Origin of the sequence: Priestia endophytica DSM 13796 (assembly GCF_900115845.1) — a bacterium.
GTDB classification, from domain to species: domain Bacteria; phylum Bacillota; class Bacilli; order Bacillales; family Bacillaceae_H; genus Bacillus_I; species Bacillus_I endophytica.
Genome location: NZ_FOXX01000007.1, coordinates 40708 through 57809, shown reverse-complemented (window position 1 = coordinate 57809; position 17102 = coordinate 40708). Strand labels below are relative to the sequence as shown.

Annotated in this window: 13 protein-coding genes and 1 riboswitch; of the genes, 4 read left to right on the top strand and 9 right to left on the bottom strand. The window is 36.9% G+C overall.

Annotated features, from left to right (window positions below; genetic code table 11):
* Positions 1–256: 256 nt before the first annotated feature.
* Positions 257–1282, top strand: coding sequence for an LCP family protein (locus BM012_RS14090; protein ID WP_372491554.1), 1026 nt, complete (start codon positions 257–259; stop codon positions 1280–1282).
* Between the two features lie 14 nt (positions 1283–1296).
* On the opposite strand, the gene BM012_RS14085 is transcribed toward BM012_RS14090, so the two are convergent.
* The 6 genes from BM012_RS14085 to BM012_RS14060 all read right to left on the bottom strand — a co-directional run bounded on the left by BM012_RS14085 (position 1297) and on the right by BM012_RS14060 (position 9911).
* On the bottom strand, positions 1297–1725 hold the full coding sequence (locus BM012_RS14085; protein WP_061803209.1) for a GNAT family N-acetyltransferase: 429 nt from the start codon (positions 1723–1725) through the stop codon (positions 1297–1299).
* Positions 1726–2135: 410 nt separating this feature from the next.
* Positions 2136–3398, bottom strand: coding sequence for an Nramp family divalent metal transporter (locus tag BM012_RS14080; RefSeq protein WP_061803208.1), 1263 nt, complete (start codon positions 3396–3398; stop codon positions 2136–2138).
* Between the two features lie 187 nt (positions 3399–3585).
* Entirely contained in the window at positions 3586–4944 is a 1359-nt protein-coding gene (mgtE, locus tag BM012_RS14075; RefSeq protein ID WP_061803207.1) for a magnesium transporter, read from the bottom strand.
* A gap of 95 nt (positions 4945–5039) precedes the next feature.
* A riboswitch (M-box (ykoK) riboswitch) is annotated at positions 5040–5206 on the bottom strand.
* Between the two features lie 66 nt (positions 5207–5272).
* Positions 5273–6277 (bottom strand): zinc-binding alcohol dehydrogenase family protein, encoded by a 1005-nt coding sequence (locus BM012_RS14070; protein WP_061803206.1) that lies wholly within the window; start codon positions 6275–6277, stop codon positions 5273–5275.
* A 116-nt stretch (positions 6278–6393) separates the two neighbouring features.
* Positions 6394–8364 (bottom strand): alkaline phosphatase, encoded by a 1971-nt coding sequence (locus BM012_RS14065; RefSeq protein ID WP_061803205.1) that lies wholly within the window; start codon positions 8362–8364, stop codon positions 6394–6396.
* Positions 8365–8504: 140 nt separating this feature from the next.
* Positions 8505–9911 (bottom strand): SpoVR family protein, encoded by a 1407-nt coding sequence (locus BM012_RS14060; RefSeq protein ID WP_061803204.1) that lies wholly within the window; start codon positions 9909–9911, stop codon positions 8505–8507.
* Between the two features lie 180 nt (positions 9912–10091).
* Between BM012_RS14060 and BM012_RS14055 the strand changes: the two genes are divergently transcribed.
* The 3 genes from BM012_RS14055 to BM012_RS14045 all read left to right on the top strand — a co-directional run bounded on the left by BM012_RS14055 (position 10092) and on the right by BM012_RS14045 (position 12664).
* Entirely contained in the window at positions 10092–11465 is a 1374-nt protein-coding gene (locus BM012_RS14055; RefSeq protein WP_061803203.1) for an aldehyde dehydrogenase, read from the top strand.
* A gap of 183 nt (positions 11466–11648) precedes the next feature.
* Positions 11649–11900, top strand: coding sequence for a YhdB family protein (locus BM012_RS14050; protein ID WP_019393958.1), 252 nt, complete (start codon positions 11649–11651; stop codon positions 11898–11900).
* 179 nt (positions 11901–12079) lie between these two features.
* Positions 12080–12664: a biotin transporter BioY gene (locus tag BM012_RS14045; protein WP_061803202.1), complete on the top strand. Its 585-nt coding sequence runs from the start codon at positions 12080–12082 to the stop codon at positions 12662–12664.
* Between the two features lie 30 nt (positions 12665–12694).
* Here the strand turns inward: BM012_RS14045 and BM012_RS14040 are convergent, their stop codons facing one another.
* The 3 genes from BM012_RS14040 to BM012_RS14030 form a co-directional block, all read right to left on the bottom strand.
* Positions 12695–13225 (bottom strand): NADPH-dependent FMN reductase, encoded by a 531-nt coding sequence (locus BM012_RS14040; RefSeq protein WP_061803201.1) that lies wholly within the window; start codon positions 13223–13225, stop codon positions 12695–12697.
* A 146-nt stretch (positions 13226–13371) separates the two neighbouring features.
* Positions 13372–15135 (bottom strand): phospho-sugar mutase, encoded by a 1764-nt coding sequence (locus BM012_RS14035; RefSeq protein ID WP_061803200.1) that lies wholly within the window; start codon positions 15133–15135, stop codon positions 13372–13374.
* A 132-nt stretch (positions 15136–15267) separates the two neighbouring features.
* Complete coding sequence (locus BM012_RS14030; RefSeq protein ID WP_061803199.1) at positions 15268–16938, bottom strand: glycerol-3-phosphate dehydrogenase/oxidase; 1671 nt, start codon at positions 16936–16938, stop codon at positions 15268–15270.
* Between the last annotated feature and the right edge of the window lie 164 nt (positions 16939–17102).

The window sequence follows — 17102 nt, the reverse complement described above, 5'->3', positions numbered from 1 at the left end:
ATAACATAAAAAAGTATCGATAATTCAAAAATGATCCTTTTTACCTAAGTATATCCTTAAAATGTAAAATAGTGATTTTTATGTCCTTTTTATCCCCTTATTACACGTCTTGCATTAGAAATAAAGTATATTTCTCTCCTCTTCTTAAAATAATAAAAGAACACATTGTTCTCAATCGGTAAATAGACCTTTTATTAGCAGGGTTATTCAATCAAGAAATTGATTTTATTGATAAATATTCCTACGTTTACGACATATGGTATACTGTACAAAAGAACTATGTACAAAAAGAAACTATTATTCAGAGTGCAAGAGGTGCGAATCCATGCGACAAGAAGCACGAAGGCAAAGAAGAAAAAATCGCAAGAAACGAACTCGGAATTTTTTAAGAATTTTATTGCTTCTATTTTTGGTTGTAGCAGGTTATTCAATTTATCAATACATACAAGGCTTTGATCGTTCTGATTCTAATCTTAATCAGTTTCAAGATTTTAAAGGAGCTGATGAGCTTCCAACACGGACAAATGTTTTAATTCTTGGTGGAGACGCCAGAGGAGATGAAACACCGAGAACAGACACCATTATGATCGCACACTACAACTTTGATACAAACAAAGCAAAAGTAGTTTCTATCATGCGTGATTCTTATGTAAAGATTCCTGGTCACGGCAAAAATAAAATTAATGCAGCATACGCTATTGGCGGACCAGAACTTCTTCGAAAGACAATTAAAGAGAATTTTGGAGTGAATGTTCACTATTATGCTATTGTTGACTTCAAAGGCTTCCCAAAAATTGTAGACACCATTGCTCCAGACGGAATTGAAGTAGACATTCCATATGAAATGTCACATGGTATTCATATGACTTTAAAGCCTGGTAAACAAACCCTTCACGGTGAGGAACTTCTTGGATATGTACGATTCCGCCATGATGCCCAAAGCGATTTTGGGCGGGTTAAAAGACAGCAGGAAGTCATCGGAAAACTAAAGGATCAAGCAGTTCAAGTGACAAACATCTTAAAAATTCCGAAGCTAGCAGGCATCGTCAATTCAAATCTTGAAACCAATTTAGGCACAGGACAACTTGCATGGATCGCTAAAGAGTTTCTATCAAGTGATAATCGTGAAGTTGAAAGCTTCCGCCTCCCTATAGAAGACGGATTTACTGAAGAAAACCTAGGTGGTAGCATTGGTGCTGCTCTTGTTCTTGATATTGATAAAAATAAAGAAGCTTTACAAAAATTTTTAGATGATGAAAATGAAAAGTCGTCCAACCAATAAAGGTGGGCGGCTTTTTATGTAAATTCTCGCTTAAACGTATAGCTTTTTCTGTCAAAGCCTGCTTTTTCTTCATAGAAGCGGTGGGCATCGTGTCTCTGTAATCCAGATGAAAGAGTCATGTTAACACACCCCCACTTTTTCGATTTTTCTTCAACGAAACGTAGAAGTCTTTCTCCATGTCCTTTTGAACGCTCCTTTTCACTCACAACAAGATCACAAACCCACACAGAATGACCATCATAAAGCGTCAGTTTAGGCATATATCCTGCTGCAGCAACAACTTCTCCTTCCTCATTAAAAACTCCCGCTAGCTCATATTGATGAGCTTCCTTTGCTTCTTGAACCCTTTTTTTATACGTACCAATTGTTAAATGTGGTCTCAACTGATTTATAACAGGAAAAGCAGATAAAACTTCATCTTCATTTACTAATACTTTAATCATTTCTATCTTCTCCCCTACTTATTTTCTCTCTACTTCTAATATACTACAATATGTTATCCTAATTATAGAAGATAAAGAAAATTAATACAGTAATTATAAGGAAGGTTGATCAATATTCTAGTTTTAAAAAGATCTTTGTTTTTTCTATTAGGAGCTGGACTTATCTCACTTTTCATTAGTTTTGCATCCCCATCATTTGCACCCACACTCTCTTTTATATGCACGGGGCTTTTAATTTGATTGATTGCGGTTTTTATCCATGAGCTAGGGGATCTGATCTTTGGCCAACTGGTTGGGCCTAGACTTAACTTTCTTACTGCTAGACCACTTACAATCTACAAAAGAGACGGCAAACTCAAACTTTCAGAGAATAAACAAGAAACTCCCCCTGAATGCAGGGGGAGCTTTTTTTATACAAAGTCTAAAAGTAGAAAAAGATTAAGACCGATAACAAGTGCTGCTACTCCCCATGCTACAATCGTTGTTATTCGACGGTTCACAAGACTTCCCATCAGTTTCTTATTGCTTGTAAACATAATTAAAGGAACAAGCGCAAAACCAATCCCAAACGATAAAATCACTTGGCTAACTACAAGTGCTTTTGTTGGATTAATCCCTAGCGCGATAATAACAATAGGAGGAACAATTGTTACAAAACGTCTAACATATAACGGAATCCGTTTTTTAATAAAGCCTTGCATTACCATATCCCCTGCCATCGTTCCAACAGATGAGCTAGAAAGACCAGCAATCAAAAGACCAATTCCAAAGAAAACGGCAGCTGCTGGGCCAACAAGATTTCCTAATTCAGTGTATGCTACATCAATATCTTCTACATGAAGACCATTTTTGAAAAACAAAGCAGCAGCAACAATCAGCATACTTGCATTGACAGCTCCTGCAATAACCATTGCAATAACAATATCTACAAACTCAAACTGAAAGATTTTTTTACGTTCTGCTTCACTTTTTCCGACAACCCTTTTTTGAGTTAAGCCTGAGTGTAAGTAAATTGCATGTGGCATCACTGTAGCTCCTAGAATTCCAACAGCTAACAATAAACTATTCATTCCTTCTAGTCCTGGTACAAAGAGACCATGCATAACTGCTCCTGGTTCTGGTTTTGCATAGAATACTTCGATTACAAATGACAGGGCCACCATGAACAAGAGGCTGGTAATCCCCGCCTCAAGGTGTCTGGCTCCTCGTCTTTGCAGCTCTAAAATTAAGAAAGAGCCAACAGCTGCAATACAAGCAGACGGTAAAAGCGGAATATGAAAGAGCAAGTTAAATCCTAAAGCTGCACCAATAAACTCAGCAAGATCTGTTGCCATAATAACAAGCTCTGCCTGAATCCACAGTCCAATGGAAACCCATTTAGAAAAACGCTCACTTGCTACTTCAGGTAAGTTTTTGCCTGTTGCAATCCCAAGCTTTGCTGATAACGTTTGAATTAATAATGCCATAATATTGGAAAACAGAATAACCCACAGCAAAAGGTATCCATATTGAGATCCCGCTGAAATGTTTGTCGCAAAGTTGCCTGGATCAATATAAGCAACAGCTGCAATAAAAGCAGGGCCTAAAAAAGGAAGAAAACGTCTTATTCCTTTTGTTTTTCCGCTTAAAACATGTTGAGCAGGATCTATTTTATCCATAAACTGTTCACTCATTTTATCACCTTTTTACTTCAGTCATTTATTTGTCGCGAAACTATCTATTTTTCGATCAACTATATTTTTTTACCTAACGCAACTTTTAACATTATAATATTCCTCTCCCTTCTTATTGTCAATGAAGAAAGTGTCAAAAAATAAAAAGAGTAAAAAGAATTTTCTTCTTTTTACTCTTTTCCCCTCTTTATAATAAATGATGTAAGAAAACTGTAGCTATTTTAAAATAAATAAGCAGTGATAAAATATCGTTTAGCGTTGTAATGAGCGGTCCTGAAGCAATTGCAGGGTCAACCTTTAGTTTGGATAATAAGAGCGGAATAATAGTTCCTGCAAGTGTTCCAATGATTAAGGTAAAAACAAGAGATGAACTTACAACAAAACTTAATACAAGACTTCCTTGCCAAACATAAGCAATAATAAAAAGCAAAATAGAACAAGTAATTCCGATTAAAGCTCCTACCCCAAATTCCCGTAAGATAAGACGAGTAACAACTGCTTTGTTCATTTCTTGACCAACAATACCTCTTACAACAACAGCAAGCGACTGCGTCCCTGTATTTCCTGTCATTCCAGAAATGAGTGGCATAAAAAATGATAAGGCAACAACTTTTTGCAATGTTTCTTCAAACTGACTAATAATACTTCCTGAAATAAGTCCAACAAATAAAAGCAAAACAAGCCATGGAAGGCGTCGATAAGAAGCAATCCATACTTTTGTATCAAAATCGATTGATTTCCCTGTTGCTGAAAGCTTTTCAATGTCTTCGTTCGCTTCTTGAATCACAACGTCAATAATGTCATCAACCGTAATAATCCCAACAAGCACATTATTTTCTTCAACAACTGGAATGGCTAGAAAATCATATCTTTCAATAATGCTCGCAACTTCTTCTTGATCCATCTCTACAGGAACAGAAATAACGCGTGAAAACATAATGTCTTCAATTTTCTCATCCATCTCAGCTAAGATTAAATCTCTGTATGAAACAACTCCCATGAGTTGCTTTTCATTATTAATCACGTAAATATAGTTAATGGATTCGGCAAGCTCGGCGAAAATTTTTAGTTTGTCTACTGTCTCTCTTACAGTATATTGTTCAGGAATCCAAACATAGCGGTTGGTCATAATCCGTCCAGCTGTTTCAGCTTCGTATTCCATTAGTTTCTGAACTGCTGTAGATTCTTCTGTTGTCATCCCTGATAAATACTGCTCTTTCACATCTGGTGTTACTTCATCTAAAAGATGTGCAAGATCATCATTGTCCATTAAATCCAATACTTCCCCAAGGTCATTAACATTGATTTGTTCAACAAGCTCAAGTTGCTCGTCGCGATCAATTTCTTCAATAAGTGATGCTTGCTGCTCTGTTTCAAGTACATCTAAAAACTTAGGACGCTGTTCTTCTGAAAGCATCACATATATTTCAGCAATATCATAAGGCTGTAGTTCTTCAAGAATTACTTGAATACCATTTGTTTTTTCTTGTTCCAGAAGATGCGAAATTCTTTCTACGATTTCTTCGTATGTCATATCTTGAATCATGATTGATTCCCCCTCTCTTATGCTGCAACAAAAGCACAAAAAAAACACACCTTAAGGAAGGTGTGTTTTTGTTTTTTTGCATACTAAATAACGCTTCATACCCTCCATTCGTAGAGCTTTAGCACTGTACGGCATAGGTTCTAAAACCAGCTACGTTAAGAATTACCTTATGTCGATAATTCCTGTTGACCCATTGGCGTCTTTGGACATTTTTGGGCAGCAGCATTTCTCCGTACAGGAGCCTCACCTAACGAGGTATATTCTTTTGTCTGTGATGAGTGTAGCTAACATTGTAAAATAAGTCAACTACTATTATAACTGAAAAATGTTATTGTCCCCATCCTTCTACAACAATTTTTCCAATCATTTTTCCTTTTTCAACTTTTCCATGAGCTTGTCTCATATTTTCAGCATTGATTGGGCTTATTGTCTCTTGCAGAGTATGCTGTAAATTCCCCTTTTCTAACTCTTCTCCAACCTTGTTTAAAATATGATGCTGGTCAACCATATCATCAGTTTCATAGAGAGGTCTTGTAAACATAAATTCCCAAAAGAAAGAAATGCTTTTATCCTGTAAAAGTTTTAAATCGATAGGCTCTTCATTTTCAACAATAGAGCAAATCTTCCCTTGTGGACGAATTACTTTACTCATCTCTTTCCAATGTTTATCTGTGCTATGCAAACAGAAGATATTGTCAACGCTCTCCATTCCATGCTCTTTTAACTGTTCTTCCATTGATTCATAATGATTAATAATAAAATCGGCTCCAAGACCTTTACACCATTCACTTGTTTCAATACGAGAAGATGTTGCAATAACAGTTAACCCCGCCTGTTTCGCAAGCTGAATGGCAATAGATCCAACTCCGCCACCTCCATTAATAATCAGAATGCTTTCTCCTTCTTGAACATGAAGGCGTTGAAATAATCCTTCCCAAGCTGTAAGAGTTGTGAGCGGCATTGCCGCTGCTTCAGCAAAAGAGAGATTTTCAGGTTTTCGTCCAACAATGCGTTCATCAACAAGATGATATTCGCTATTTGTGCCTTGTCTACCAATGCTTCCTGCGTAGTAAACTTTATCCCCTTTTTTAAAAAGTGAACATTCTTCTCCTACTTCTTCAACAATACCTGACGCATCAAAGCCAAGAATTTTTGGTTTCTCTTCTTCTTTATCTTTTGGTGCCCGAACTTTCGTATCAACAGGATTAACAGATACTGCTTGTACACGAATTAATAAATCATGACCTGTAGGATTTCCTTGTTCGACTTCAACATCTACTAAACTCTCTTCATTTGTTATTGGTAAGTATTTATAAAGACCAACCGCCTTCATCTTTTTTCCTCCTTATCATTCCTTCTATCTTGTTCTTTCCTTTTATATTTTCCCACTTCAAAAAAGAAGAAACGCGAAAAGCCGCTGCGAGTTGGCAGCGGCTAAGTTATCTTGTTTTATTTTGTTAATACGCGGTGCATGAAGACAGAGAACTGATCACGCTTGATTTTTTCAAAAGGAGCATATGTGCCATCCTCTTTCCCTGTTGTAATACCGTTTTGGTAAAGAATTTTGACATTCTCTTTATGAGAAGGAGATACAGAATCAAGATCTGCTAGATTTACTTCTTTATTGTTTTTCTTTAAGTCAAATGCTTTAACAAGCACACTTGCCATTTGTTCACGAGAAAGCTTGTCATTTACACCAAACGTTCCATCTCCATAACCGTTAAAAATGCCTGCTTCTTTCAGAGCTGCAACAGCTTCAGCATATTCAGCATCTTTATCTACGTCTTTAAATGAATTTAAATCTTGTGGAACTGGTAAATCTAGTGCCCGTTGAAGCATAATTGCTGCTTGAACACGCGTTAACTGCTGTGATGGATTAAACTTTCCGTTGCTTCCTTTTACAATACCTTTTTCTGCTAATGCCATAATTGCTTCATAGCCAAATGTTTTCTCATTAATATCACTGAACTTAATTTTCTCGCTATCTCCATTACCTTTATGACTCTCTTCTAAAATTTTGAACATGTGCTTGGCTTGATCAACGTTATCACTCATACCTGCAAACATTTCTTTTCCAGGTCCATATGCATAAACAGGAACATCTTCACCAGTATGTGCTGTTGTTGTCCATCCTGTATATGAATGAGCATCAATGATACGCTCAATAGCGTTGTCAATATTTGTAACAAGAGCGCTCTCGTCTACTTTTTTCATATTTCCTGTCTCATCATCTACTTGTTGATCATTTTTAGCTGCTTGTTTTACGCTGTTTATTTCTTCTTTTGTTAATTCAAGGTCAAGGTATTTGCCTAATACAGATTCAACGCTCTCCCCATCAGCAATTTGCTGAGCCATAAAGTCTGGCGTGCGTTTCGCGGCTTTTACAGCTTCTGGAACCCACTTTTGTACACCTGAACCATTCTTATCATTTGCTCCTAGTGTGAAACCACCTGTTGAATGATCAGCTGTTGCCACGACAAGCGTATGCTTGTCCTTTTTAGCAAATTCAATGGCTGACTCGTATGCTCTTTCAAAGTCTTCTACTTCACTCATTGCTCCTACAATATCATGATCATGTGCTGCCCAATCAATTTGACTTCCTTCAACCATAAGGAAAAATCCATCTTCATCTTGTTCTAAACGCTCTAACGCAGAATCTGTCATTTCCTTTAGTGAAGGATCTTCTTCAGAGCGATCAAGCATTTTTGGCATTCCAACTTCAGAGAAGAGCCCTAAAACTTGTTTATTGTCGTCATTCAACATATCTTCACGATTAGAAACATAGCTATATCCGTCTTCTTGGAAGGCTTTTGTTAAATCACTATCATCTCTTTTAAAGTTTGTTAAACCTCCACCTAAAATAACGTCAATTTTATGTTCTCCATTGATCATTTCATTATAATAGTCATCTGCAATTCCATCTTTGTTTTTACGATCTGGATCATGCGCTCCAAATGCAGCTGGTGTTGCATCCGTTATATCTGATGTTGTAACAAGCCCTGTTGCTAAACCTTCTTCTTTTGCCTGCTCAAGAACTGTTTTTACTTCCTTTTTATTATGATCAACAGAAACAGCTCCATTGTATGTTTTATTTCCTGTTGCTAAAGCTGTACCTGCAGCAGCTGAATCAGTTATGGTATTTTGGGCATATGGATATGTACTTTGTAAACCAACTAAATTCGGATCAAAAGCTGTTGGCTCCATCTTTTGTGTTTCTTTATTATCTTTCATATAACGCTGTGCTGTCGTATATGACGTTCCCATTCCATCTCCAACAAGGAAAATGATATTTTTAATTTCTGGCTCTTTCTGCTCTGCCGCATCAACGCTTCCTGCGCCTCCGCCTAATAAACCGCTAATGGCAATAGTTGACATTGTTGCAAATGGAATTAATTTTTTCTTCATTGCTTTTTTGAACATTTCTGATTCTCTCCCCTGAATAAGTTAGTTTTTCTTTTCCATCTAAGATGATATCTTCCTTTCATTAACCTATTGTTAATCTAGCATTAACTTTTTATAAATATTAAAAGACGAGTGTCATATGTGACACTCGCCTTTTTTTACAAGATTTTTCGATGTACTGCATTTCCATCATATGAAAATAGCACTTGCTTTCCTTCTAAGCTCGTTTCCATATGAACAGTACGCCCCCAAAGCTGATACGTATATGGAAGTACTTTTTCTAAGTACTTCACATCAAGTTCAATATCTTCATACCAGTGTTTTAAATAAAGCTCTCCATTTTTCAGATAATCTCCATCTGTAACTGTGATATAAGGGAATCCTCCATTTACTCTCATACTTACAAGCTGATCACGCACTTCCGTCCATTGTTTATCAACAATTTTATAATCACGACCTTGCTTTGCAAACAGATACATATCTTCACGCATAACAAGATCTTTTGTTAAGTAATTTCGAATAAATGAAATATCAGATTCCACTTCACGTACTTCGAACATTTTATCTCGTCCTGAATTCGCTTTAACCCCAAGACGTTTCATTTCCTCCGTTGGGTTGTTATACCGCTCTTCAATATCTTCAAAGATTTTCAATCCTAAATAGTAGGGATTAATCGTTGTACGCGATGGCTGCACAACGTCTGCATTTAATTTAGCAAACTCAATGGCTTCACTGCTTGTTAGCTCCAGTTCACGAATGATACGTGCATGCCAGAAAGAAGCCCATCCTTCGTTCATTACTTTTGTCTCAAGCTGAGGCCAAAAATAAAGCATTTCTTCTCTCATCATCGTTAAAATATCGCGCTGCCATTCTTCTAATTCACGACTGTACTGTTCGATAAATAAGAGAATATCTTTTTCAGGCTGTGGCGGTAACTTCTTCTTCTTTTTTTTCTTCTCTTTTTTCACTTTATCTCCATCAAGAGCCCAAAGATCATCGTAAGGTGTTTCAACTGTTGTTTCTTCTTCCTCTTCTTCATCCATCGTCCAAGAAAGTTTTGGACGCATAAGAGATGGATCAATATGCTCCTGGATAGATAAAACAGCATCCAAAAACTTTTCAACCTCACGTTTTCCATGCAAAATTTCGTATTGGGTAATTCTTTCAGCAGTAGCTGCCATACTATCTACCATATCTCGGTTCGTATTGGCAAAACGCGCATTGTTTTTAAAAAAGTCGCAGTGTGCTAAAACGTGAGCAACAATAAGCTTATTTTGAATAAGAGAATTAGAATCAAGCAGAAATGCATAGCATGGGTTTGAGTTGATGACAAGCTCATAGATTTTACTCAATCCTAAATCATAGTGAAGCTTCATTTTGTGAAACTGTTTACCAAAACTCCAGTGCGAGAAACGAGTAGGCATTCCATATGATCCAAATGTATAAATAATTTCAGACGGACAAATCTCATAACGCATTGGATAAAAATCTAATCCAAAGCCTTCAGCAATCTCCGTTATCTCCTCAATTGCACGATAAAGTTGCTTTTGCTGAGTGTCGTTCATAGGCTCTCCCCTTTCACCTTCATATCCTATAGTATGAATATGCTTGTTTGTTCATGATGAAGAGATACATTTTTTCTCTCTTTTTTGTATAGAAAAAGAGAGAGAAAGACATTATTTGTTGTTTAGGAAAGGAAAACGTTTTATATTCTAAGAGAAGACCGGGTTATAAGGAGAGGTTCGATGAAAAACAGGATTTTATCTCTTATTGAAAAGCAGCGAGCTTTTTTTGAGACTGATACTACAAAAGATGTTGCTTTTCGCAAAGAAAACTTAACAAAGCTTAAAAGTGCTGTAAAACGCTATGAACAACAATTGCTAGATGCGTTGCAAAGAGATTTACATAAATCTGAGACAGAAGCGTATATGACGGAAATTGCTTTTATATATGAAGAAATTCGTTTTGTTCTAAAAAATCTTGATTCATGGACAAAACCTCAAAAAGTAAAAACACCTGTAAGTCACCTCGGATCTAAAAGTTACCTTTATAGAGAGCCATATGGTGTGACTTTGATTATTGCGCCTTGGAATTACCCTGTTCAGCTTCAGTTCTCTCCACTTATTGGAGCAATTTCTGGAGGACATACAGCCCTTTTAAAACCATCCGAATACACACCTACCGTTTCTAGATGGATTTCTGAGCTTATCCAAGAAACTTTCCCTTCTGAATATATTGCCCTTGTTGAAGGAGGAGTTGAAGAAAGTCAGGCCCTTTTGAATGAACGTTTTGACTATATTTTCTTTACAGGAAGCGTTGCAGTAGGAAAAGAAGTGATGAAAGCTGCTGCAAACTATTTAACACCGCTCACACTTGAGCTTGGTGGCAAGAGTCCTTGCATTGTTGATCAAGATGCAAATATAGAGCTTGCCGCAAAACGAATTGCATGGGGGAAATTCACCAATGCTGGTCAAACATGCATTGCTCCTGACTATGTTATTGTTCATGAGCAAATAAGAGAGGAATTTGTACAACAGTTGAAAGCCGTTGTAAAAGAGTTCTACGGAGAAACCCCTCTTAACAGTGAAAAGTTCGGGAAAATTGTAAGCAAACGTCATTTCACAAGACTGCTCGCATTTTTACAAGATGGGGATATTGAGTTTGGAGGACAATATGAAGAAGTTGAAAATTGCATATCTCCTACCCTTTTAGAAAATATAACGTGGGAAGACAGCGTAATGAAGGAAGAAATTTTCGGTCCTATTTTACCTCTCCTTTCTTTCACAAAATTTGAAGACCTTAAAAATCATCTAGATAAAGCTCCGAATCCGCTTGCGCTTTATTACTTTTCAGAAGATGAGAAAAAGCAAGAAAAGATTATTAACTCTTTCTCCTTCGGTGGAGGCTGTATCAATGACACAGTTATGCATGTAGCGAACACACACCTTCCTTTTGGGGGAGTTGGAGAAAGCGGGATGGGCAAATACCATGGAAAAGGAAGCTTTGATGCTTTTACACATGAAAAAGGCATTCTAAAACAAACAACAAAGTTTGATCTTCCTGTTCGCTATCCTTCGTTTAAAAACAGCTTAAAATATGTGAAGAAGTTGTTAAAGTAACCTCACAGAAGGCTTGCTCGTATTATTTGTTTTTTGAACTCGATTTTATACAGCAGAAAAAGTTAACAGTGTTGTTCTTATCACACTGTCACTATTTTGCTTTTTTGTCCAACATTTGTTCAGTAACAAATAAGCCAAACTGTCATACAATAATATCGACTCCTTCAAAGGGGAGGAAAAGCAATGAACATGTTGGACTATGACAGAGCGCTTTACTACACACATCGATCACAGTGGGACAACCTGTTGATTTTGATGGTGAGAACAAACGATGATTTGTTATCAAAAAGGATTGAACACTTTTTACACGCCTATAACTTCGAGCGAAACGAGCGAATTGTGGAAGAAAATTTATACTCTTTGCTATGTTATATTGACTATGCAGGAGAACAAGCGCTTCAGTCTGAGCTGAACGCTATGGAACAATCTTTATAAACAAACTTTTTAACGCATACCCCTAAAAAGGTATGCCTTTTTTCTTTTATACTTATTTTCTGCTCCTTTTTTATTTTTATTCATCTTTTGAATGTAAACTGAGAAATATTATCTGTTGACTGATGTAACTCTCTTTCGTTAAGATAAAAAGCGTATTCTATCATCAGGAGGAACACTACGTGAACAAAAGACAATTTCGGGCGATTGACATTACATACGCAAGTGTCTTTGTAGCCCTTACTGCGATTGGAGCTAACATTGCTTCTTTTGCTCCATTTTTACATTTTGGAAATGTAACTCCAACACTTCAACCATTCTTTGCTATTCTAGCTGGTGCTTTGCTCGGTAGCCGGTTAGGTGCTTTTTCTATGCTCGCTTACATGGTTGTAGGACTTGCTGGAGCTCCAGTGTTTGCTGAGTTTTATAGTGGTCTTAGCGCTTTGTTTACCCAAACAGGCGGATTTATCATTTCCTATATTTTTGCTGCTTATATTGTAGGTAAAATTGTCGAGCGAAAAGAAAATCCAACGCTTGGTACATTTATGGTTGCATCGTATATCGGCATTATTTTTATTTATCTGTTTAGCGTTAACTATATGTACTTAGCTCTTAATACGTGGATTAATACTCCAATGTCTTATAAAGCACTGTGGATTTTCATGGGTGGATTTTTTATTAAAGATGTGATTTTTACATTTTTAGGTGGTCTTATTGCTCCCCGTTTTCACGCTTTATTTAAAAAGACAGGATTTCAAAAAAAATAAGAAGCAGGATGAAATCCTGCCTCTTATTTTTTATGCTTTTGCAAACTCTTTATAAAGCTTTGTATATTTTTTAAGCTCTTCCATAAATCCTTCTAATGCTTCTGAAGCCTCTGGAACAAGGAGATCGCTGTCTTTTTCAAACATCGGTGGATCAAATACAATTTGTTTTGGTAATGCATTCGCATAAAGAGCACGCATTACATCACGCATGCTATTCAATGCATTAATACCGCCTTTTCCACCGCCTGCTACTGCAAGAAGTCCAACTGGTTTTCCTTTAAACTGTTCAAACGTTAAGAAATCAAGCATATTCTTCAGCGCTCCACTCATGCTTCCATGATATTCTGGCGTTGTTAAAATAATAGCATCTGCACTATGTACAAGCTCTTTTACTTTTACTACGTTTTCTAATTCGTGTTGCTCACTTGTTCCGTTAAAAACAGGTAACACTGTTTCACTTAAATCAATCAAATCTAAGCTGTATTTTTCTGCTAAAAAACGGCTTAAAATACGCGTTCTTCCACTTTCACGCGGTGTTCCATTAATTACAACAATCTTCATTATAAAATCCTCCTATAATATGGTGTTGTCAATGGACTTTTTCTATAAAAGTCTTCATTTATTAAACGTACCACATTTTTCCCTTTTTCCGCTATCTTAATATTATTAAAAGAAAGTTGCCCCAGTTTAAATGGAGAAACATTTCTTTATTTTTGGATTCCTTCTTCATTACTTTCTAAAATAGCTGCTACTTTGTCCATAATACTATTGTTAAGCTGTTCTAGCTTTAACACGCTTTCCTCATTAGTGTCGGAAACAACTCCAAAGTAAAACTTCACTTTTGGCTCTGTACCAGAAGGGCGAAGACAAAACCATGAGCCATCTTCTAAGAAATACTTTAAAACATTTGAGGAAGGAAGAGACATTGTTTCTGTTTCTCCATTTTCTAGGTGCGCTCTTTTTTGTACTTGATAATCTTCGATTGTTTTAACTCGAAGACCAGCTACTTCTCCTGGAGGGGCAGCACGGAAAGATGTTAAAAGGTGCTCAATCTGAGCAGATCCTTCTTTTCCTTTTAACGTAAGTGATTTTAAATTTTCTTTATAATAGCCGTATTCTTCATAGATATCTTGCATAACGTGACAAAGCGTTTTGCCTTGTTGTTTATAAAATGCACACGCTTCTACAGCTAAGATCAGTGCTTGAATTGCATCTTTATCTCGGCAAAAGTCTCTAACTAAATAGCCGTAGCTCTCTTCATAACCGAATAAAAATGTGTGGTCGTTTGTTTGTTCAAACTGTTTAATTTTCTCACCGATAAATTTAAATCCAGTAAGGGTATCAATTGCTGTAAGCTTATAATCCTCTGCAATCTTGCGCCCAAGCTCAGAAGTTACAATTGTTTTTAGAACAGCTCCATTTTTAGGAAGATTTCCACTCTTTTCAAGCTGTGATAAAAGATATTTTAGTAAAAGTGCTCCTGTTTGGTTTCCTGTTAGAAGCGTATATTCTCCGTCGTCTTTTCGAACAGCAAGTCCAACTCGGTCTGCATCAGGATCTGTTGCAAGAAGAACGTCTGCTTTTACATCTTTCCCGTCTTTAATCGCATATGAAAAAGCCTCAGCTTCTTCAGGATTTGGAGAAAGCACGGTTGTAAAATTAGGGTCTGGCATTGCTTGCTTTGCTACAACATGAACATGTTTATAACCGAGCGTTTCAAACGCTTTTGTTGCTGATTTATAAGCTGTTCCATGCAAAGGTGTAAAAACTACTCTTACGTTGTCTTTAGCTTCCTGTGAAAGTTCTTTTGAGACGCTAACTTCTTGAAGTTTCTTGTTGTATGCTTCATCAAGTGTATCGTCAAGCATAACAAGCAAACCTTCTTTTTTTAGTTTCTCTTTTTCTTTCACTTTAATCTTCAGCTCATTTTCGATACCGTTTACATAAGAGATTAACTCATCAGCACTTTTAGGCGGAAGCTGCCCTCCATCCATTCCGTATACTTTGTAACCGTTATATTCAGGTGGATTATGACTTGCTGTTATAACAATACCACCAAAAGCATGCAACTCTCGAACGGCAAACGAAAGCTGTGGCGTTGGCTTAAGTTCTGTAAAAAGATAGGTTTTAATTCCATATGAAGAAAGAGTTTTAGCAGCTTCAAGAGCAAATTGTGGGGACTTATGGCGAGAATCATACGCAATCACAACTCCGCGGTTTTTCGCTTCTTCTCCCGCGTTTTCAATATACTGAGCAAATCCAGCTGATGCCTTCCTTACTGTATAAAGATTCATACGATTTGTTCCGACTCCAATTTCGCCTCTCATTCCACCTGTACCAAATTCTAGATTTTTATAAAAATGCTCTTCAAGCAATCTCTCATCATGCTTAATACTATCTAAACTTTTTCTCATTTCATTTTCTAATTCAATTTCACTATCCCAACGCAAAAAATGCTGATGCCAGCTCATCTTTCTCCTCCTTAATGATGAATCTTAAATCTCATTTTATAAAATTCTCTTCCATTTATATTACCATGTTTCTTTATAACTTAACGAAAAAAAATCCCATCTCGTTTCACTTTTTAAGATGGGATTTTCTGCTTACTGTGCAAGAGCTGTGTCATCTTCTTCATCAACAGGAACAACTGCATCATGAAGATGTTTTTCAAGCTCTTGTCTATATAATTCTTTTTGTTCACGCGTCCAGCCTAGTTTTGAAGCCATAAGATTAATGACTTCAACTTTCCATTCATGCACCCATGAAATATTAAAGAAAAGCGCTCCAGTACGGCGAATGAAAAAATCAACAGGTTTTACGACCATCTCATGTTCTAGTCCGTACATAACTTGAGCATAAACAACCCGAGGAACGTTTGTCTGTTCACCATTTTTCACATACTCATATACTTTATCGATATTTGAACCATAGCGTTTTGCTAATTTTTCAGCTTGTTTGCGATCAAGACCAATCTTTGTTCCTTCTTGAACTTTTTGTTTTACAAAACTTTCAAATTTCTGAGATCCTCCAAACTCTCCCCCTGAAAGTGAAAGATGCTTAGTTTGACAAGGAAGAAACGAAACATTATATTCCTCTTCGATTTTTTTCGTTACAGAATCTAAAACCATTTCAGCCATTTTACGATAGCCTGTTAGCTTTCCACCTGCAATTGTAATTAAGCCTGATTTCGATTCCCAAATTTCATCTTTACGCGAAATTTCAGAAGCCCCTTTTCCTTGTTCATTAATAAGCGGGCGAAGTCCCGTCCAGCTTGACTCTACATCTTTCTCGGTAATGTTTACAGCCGGAAACATGTAGTTAATTGATTTAATGACATATTCACGATCTGCTTTTGTCATTCTCGGATGAACAAGATCTCCATCATAAACTGTATCAGTTGTGCCAACATAAGTTTTTCCATCACGAGGAATCGCAAATACCATGCGGCCGTCAGGTGTATCAAAATAAATAGCTTGCTGTAATGGGAAACGTTCCGCATCAATAACTAAGTGAATTCCCTTTGTATGAACAAGCGTTTTCCCTTCTTTTGAGCGATCCTCTTCACGAAGTGTATCAACCCAAGGTCCTGCAGCATTAATAATCTTTTTAGCATAAATTTGGTACGCTTTTTTAGTTGTCTGATCTACAACAACCGCTCCCACAACTTTGTTATCTTCGTAAAGAAAGCTTTCTACTTTTGCATAATTTACAAGAGTAGCTCCTTTTTCAACTGCTTTCTTCGCTACTTCGATAGTCAGGCGAGCGTCATCTGTTTTATATTCAACATAGTAGCCGCCACCTCGTAGGTTCTCAGCTTTTACGAGTGGCTCACGTCTTAATGTTTCTTTTCGTGAAAACATTTGACGTCGCTCGCTTCGTTTAACACCTGCAAGAAAGTCATACATGCGAAGACCGATCGATGTTGTGAAACTTCCAAACGTTCCTCCTTTATGGAAAGGAAGCATCATCCACTCAGGTGTTGTAACATGCGGTGCATTTTCGTATACGATAGCTCTTTCTTTTCCAACTTCCGCTACCATTTTCACTTCAAACTGTTTTAAATAACGCAGTCCACCGTGCACGAGCTTTGTAGAACGACTTGACGTTCCTCCTGCGAAATCCTGCATTTCTACAAGTCCCATCTTCAATCCGCGCGTTGCCCCGTCTAAAGCAATTCCACTTCCTGTAATACCACCACCGATAACTAATACATCAAACTGCTGCTTTTCCATCTCGCTTAATGTTGCAGCACGATTTTCCCCTGAAAAACTCATGAATAATTCCTCCTTTTGAGAGTAAATAAAAAGAGACCACAAGCCCCTTATGATATTTATATACCCATAAGGTCCTGTGGTCTCTCCTATTCTCCAACCATTTATTAACTTATTTTTAATATATCACACTTTTATCCTTTTGTGAATCTTTCTGTTTCACACTT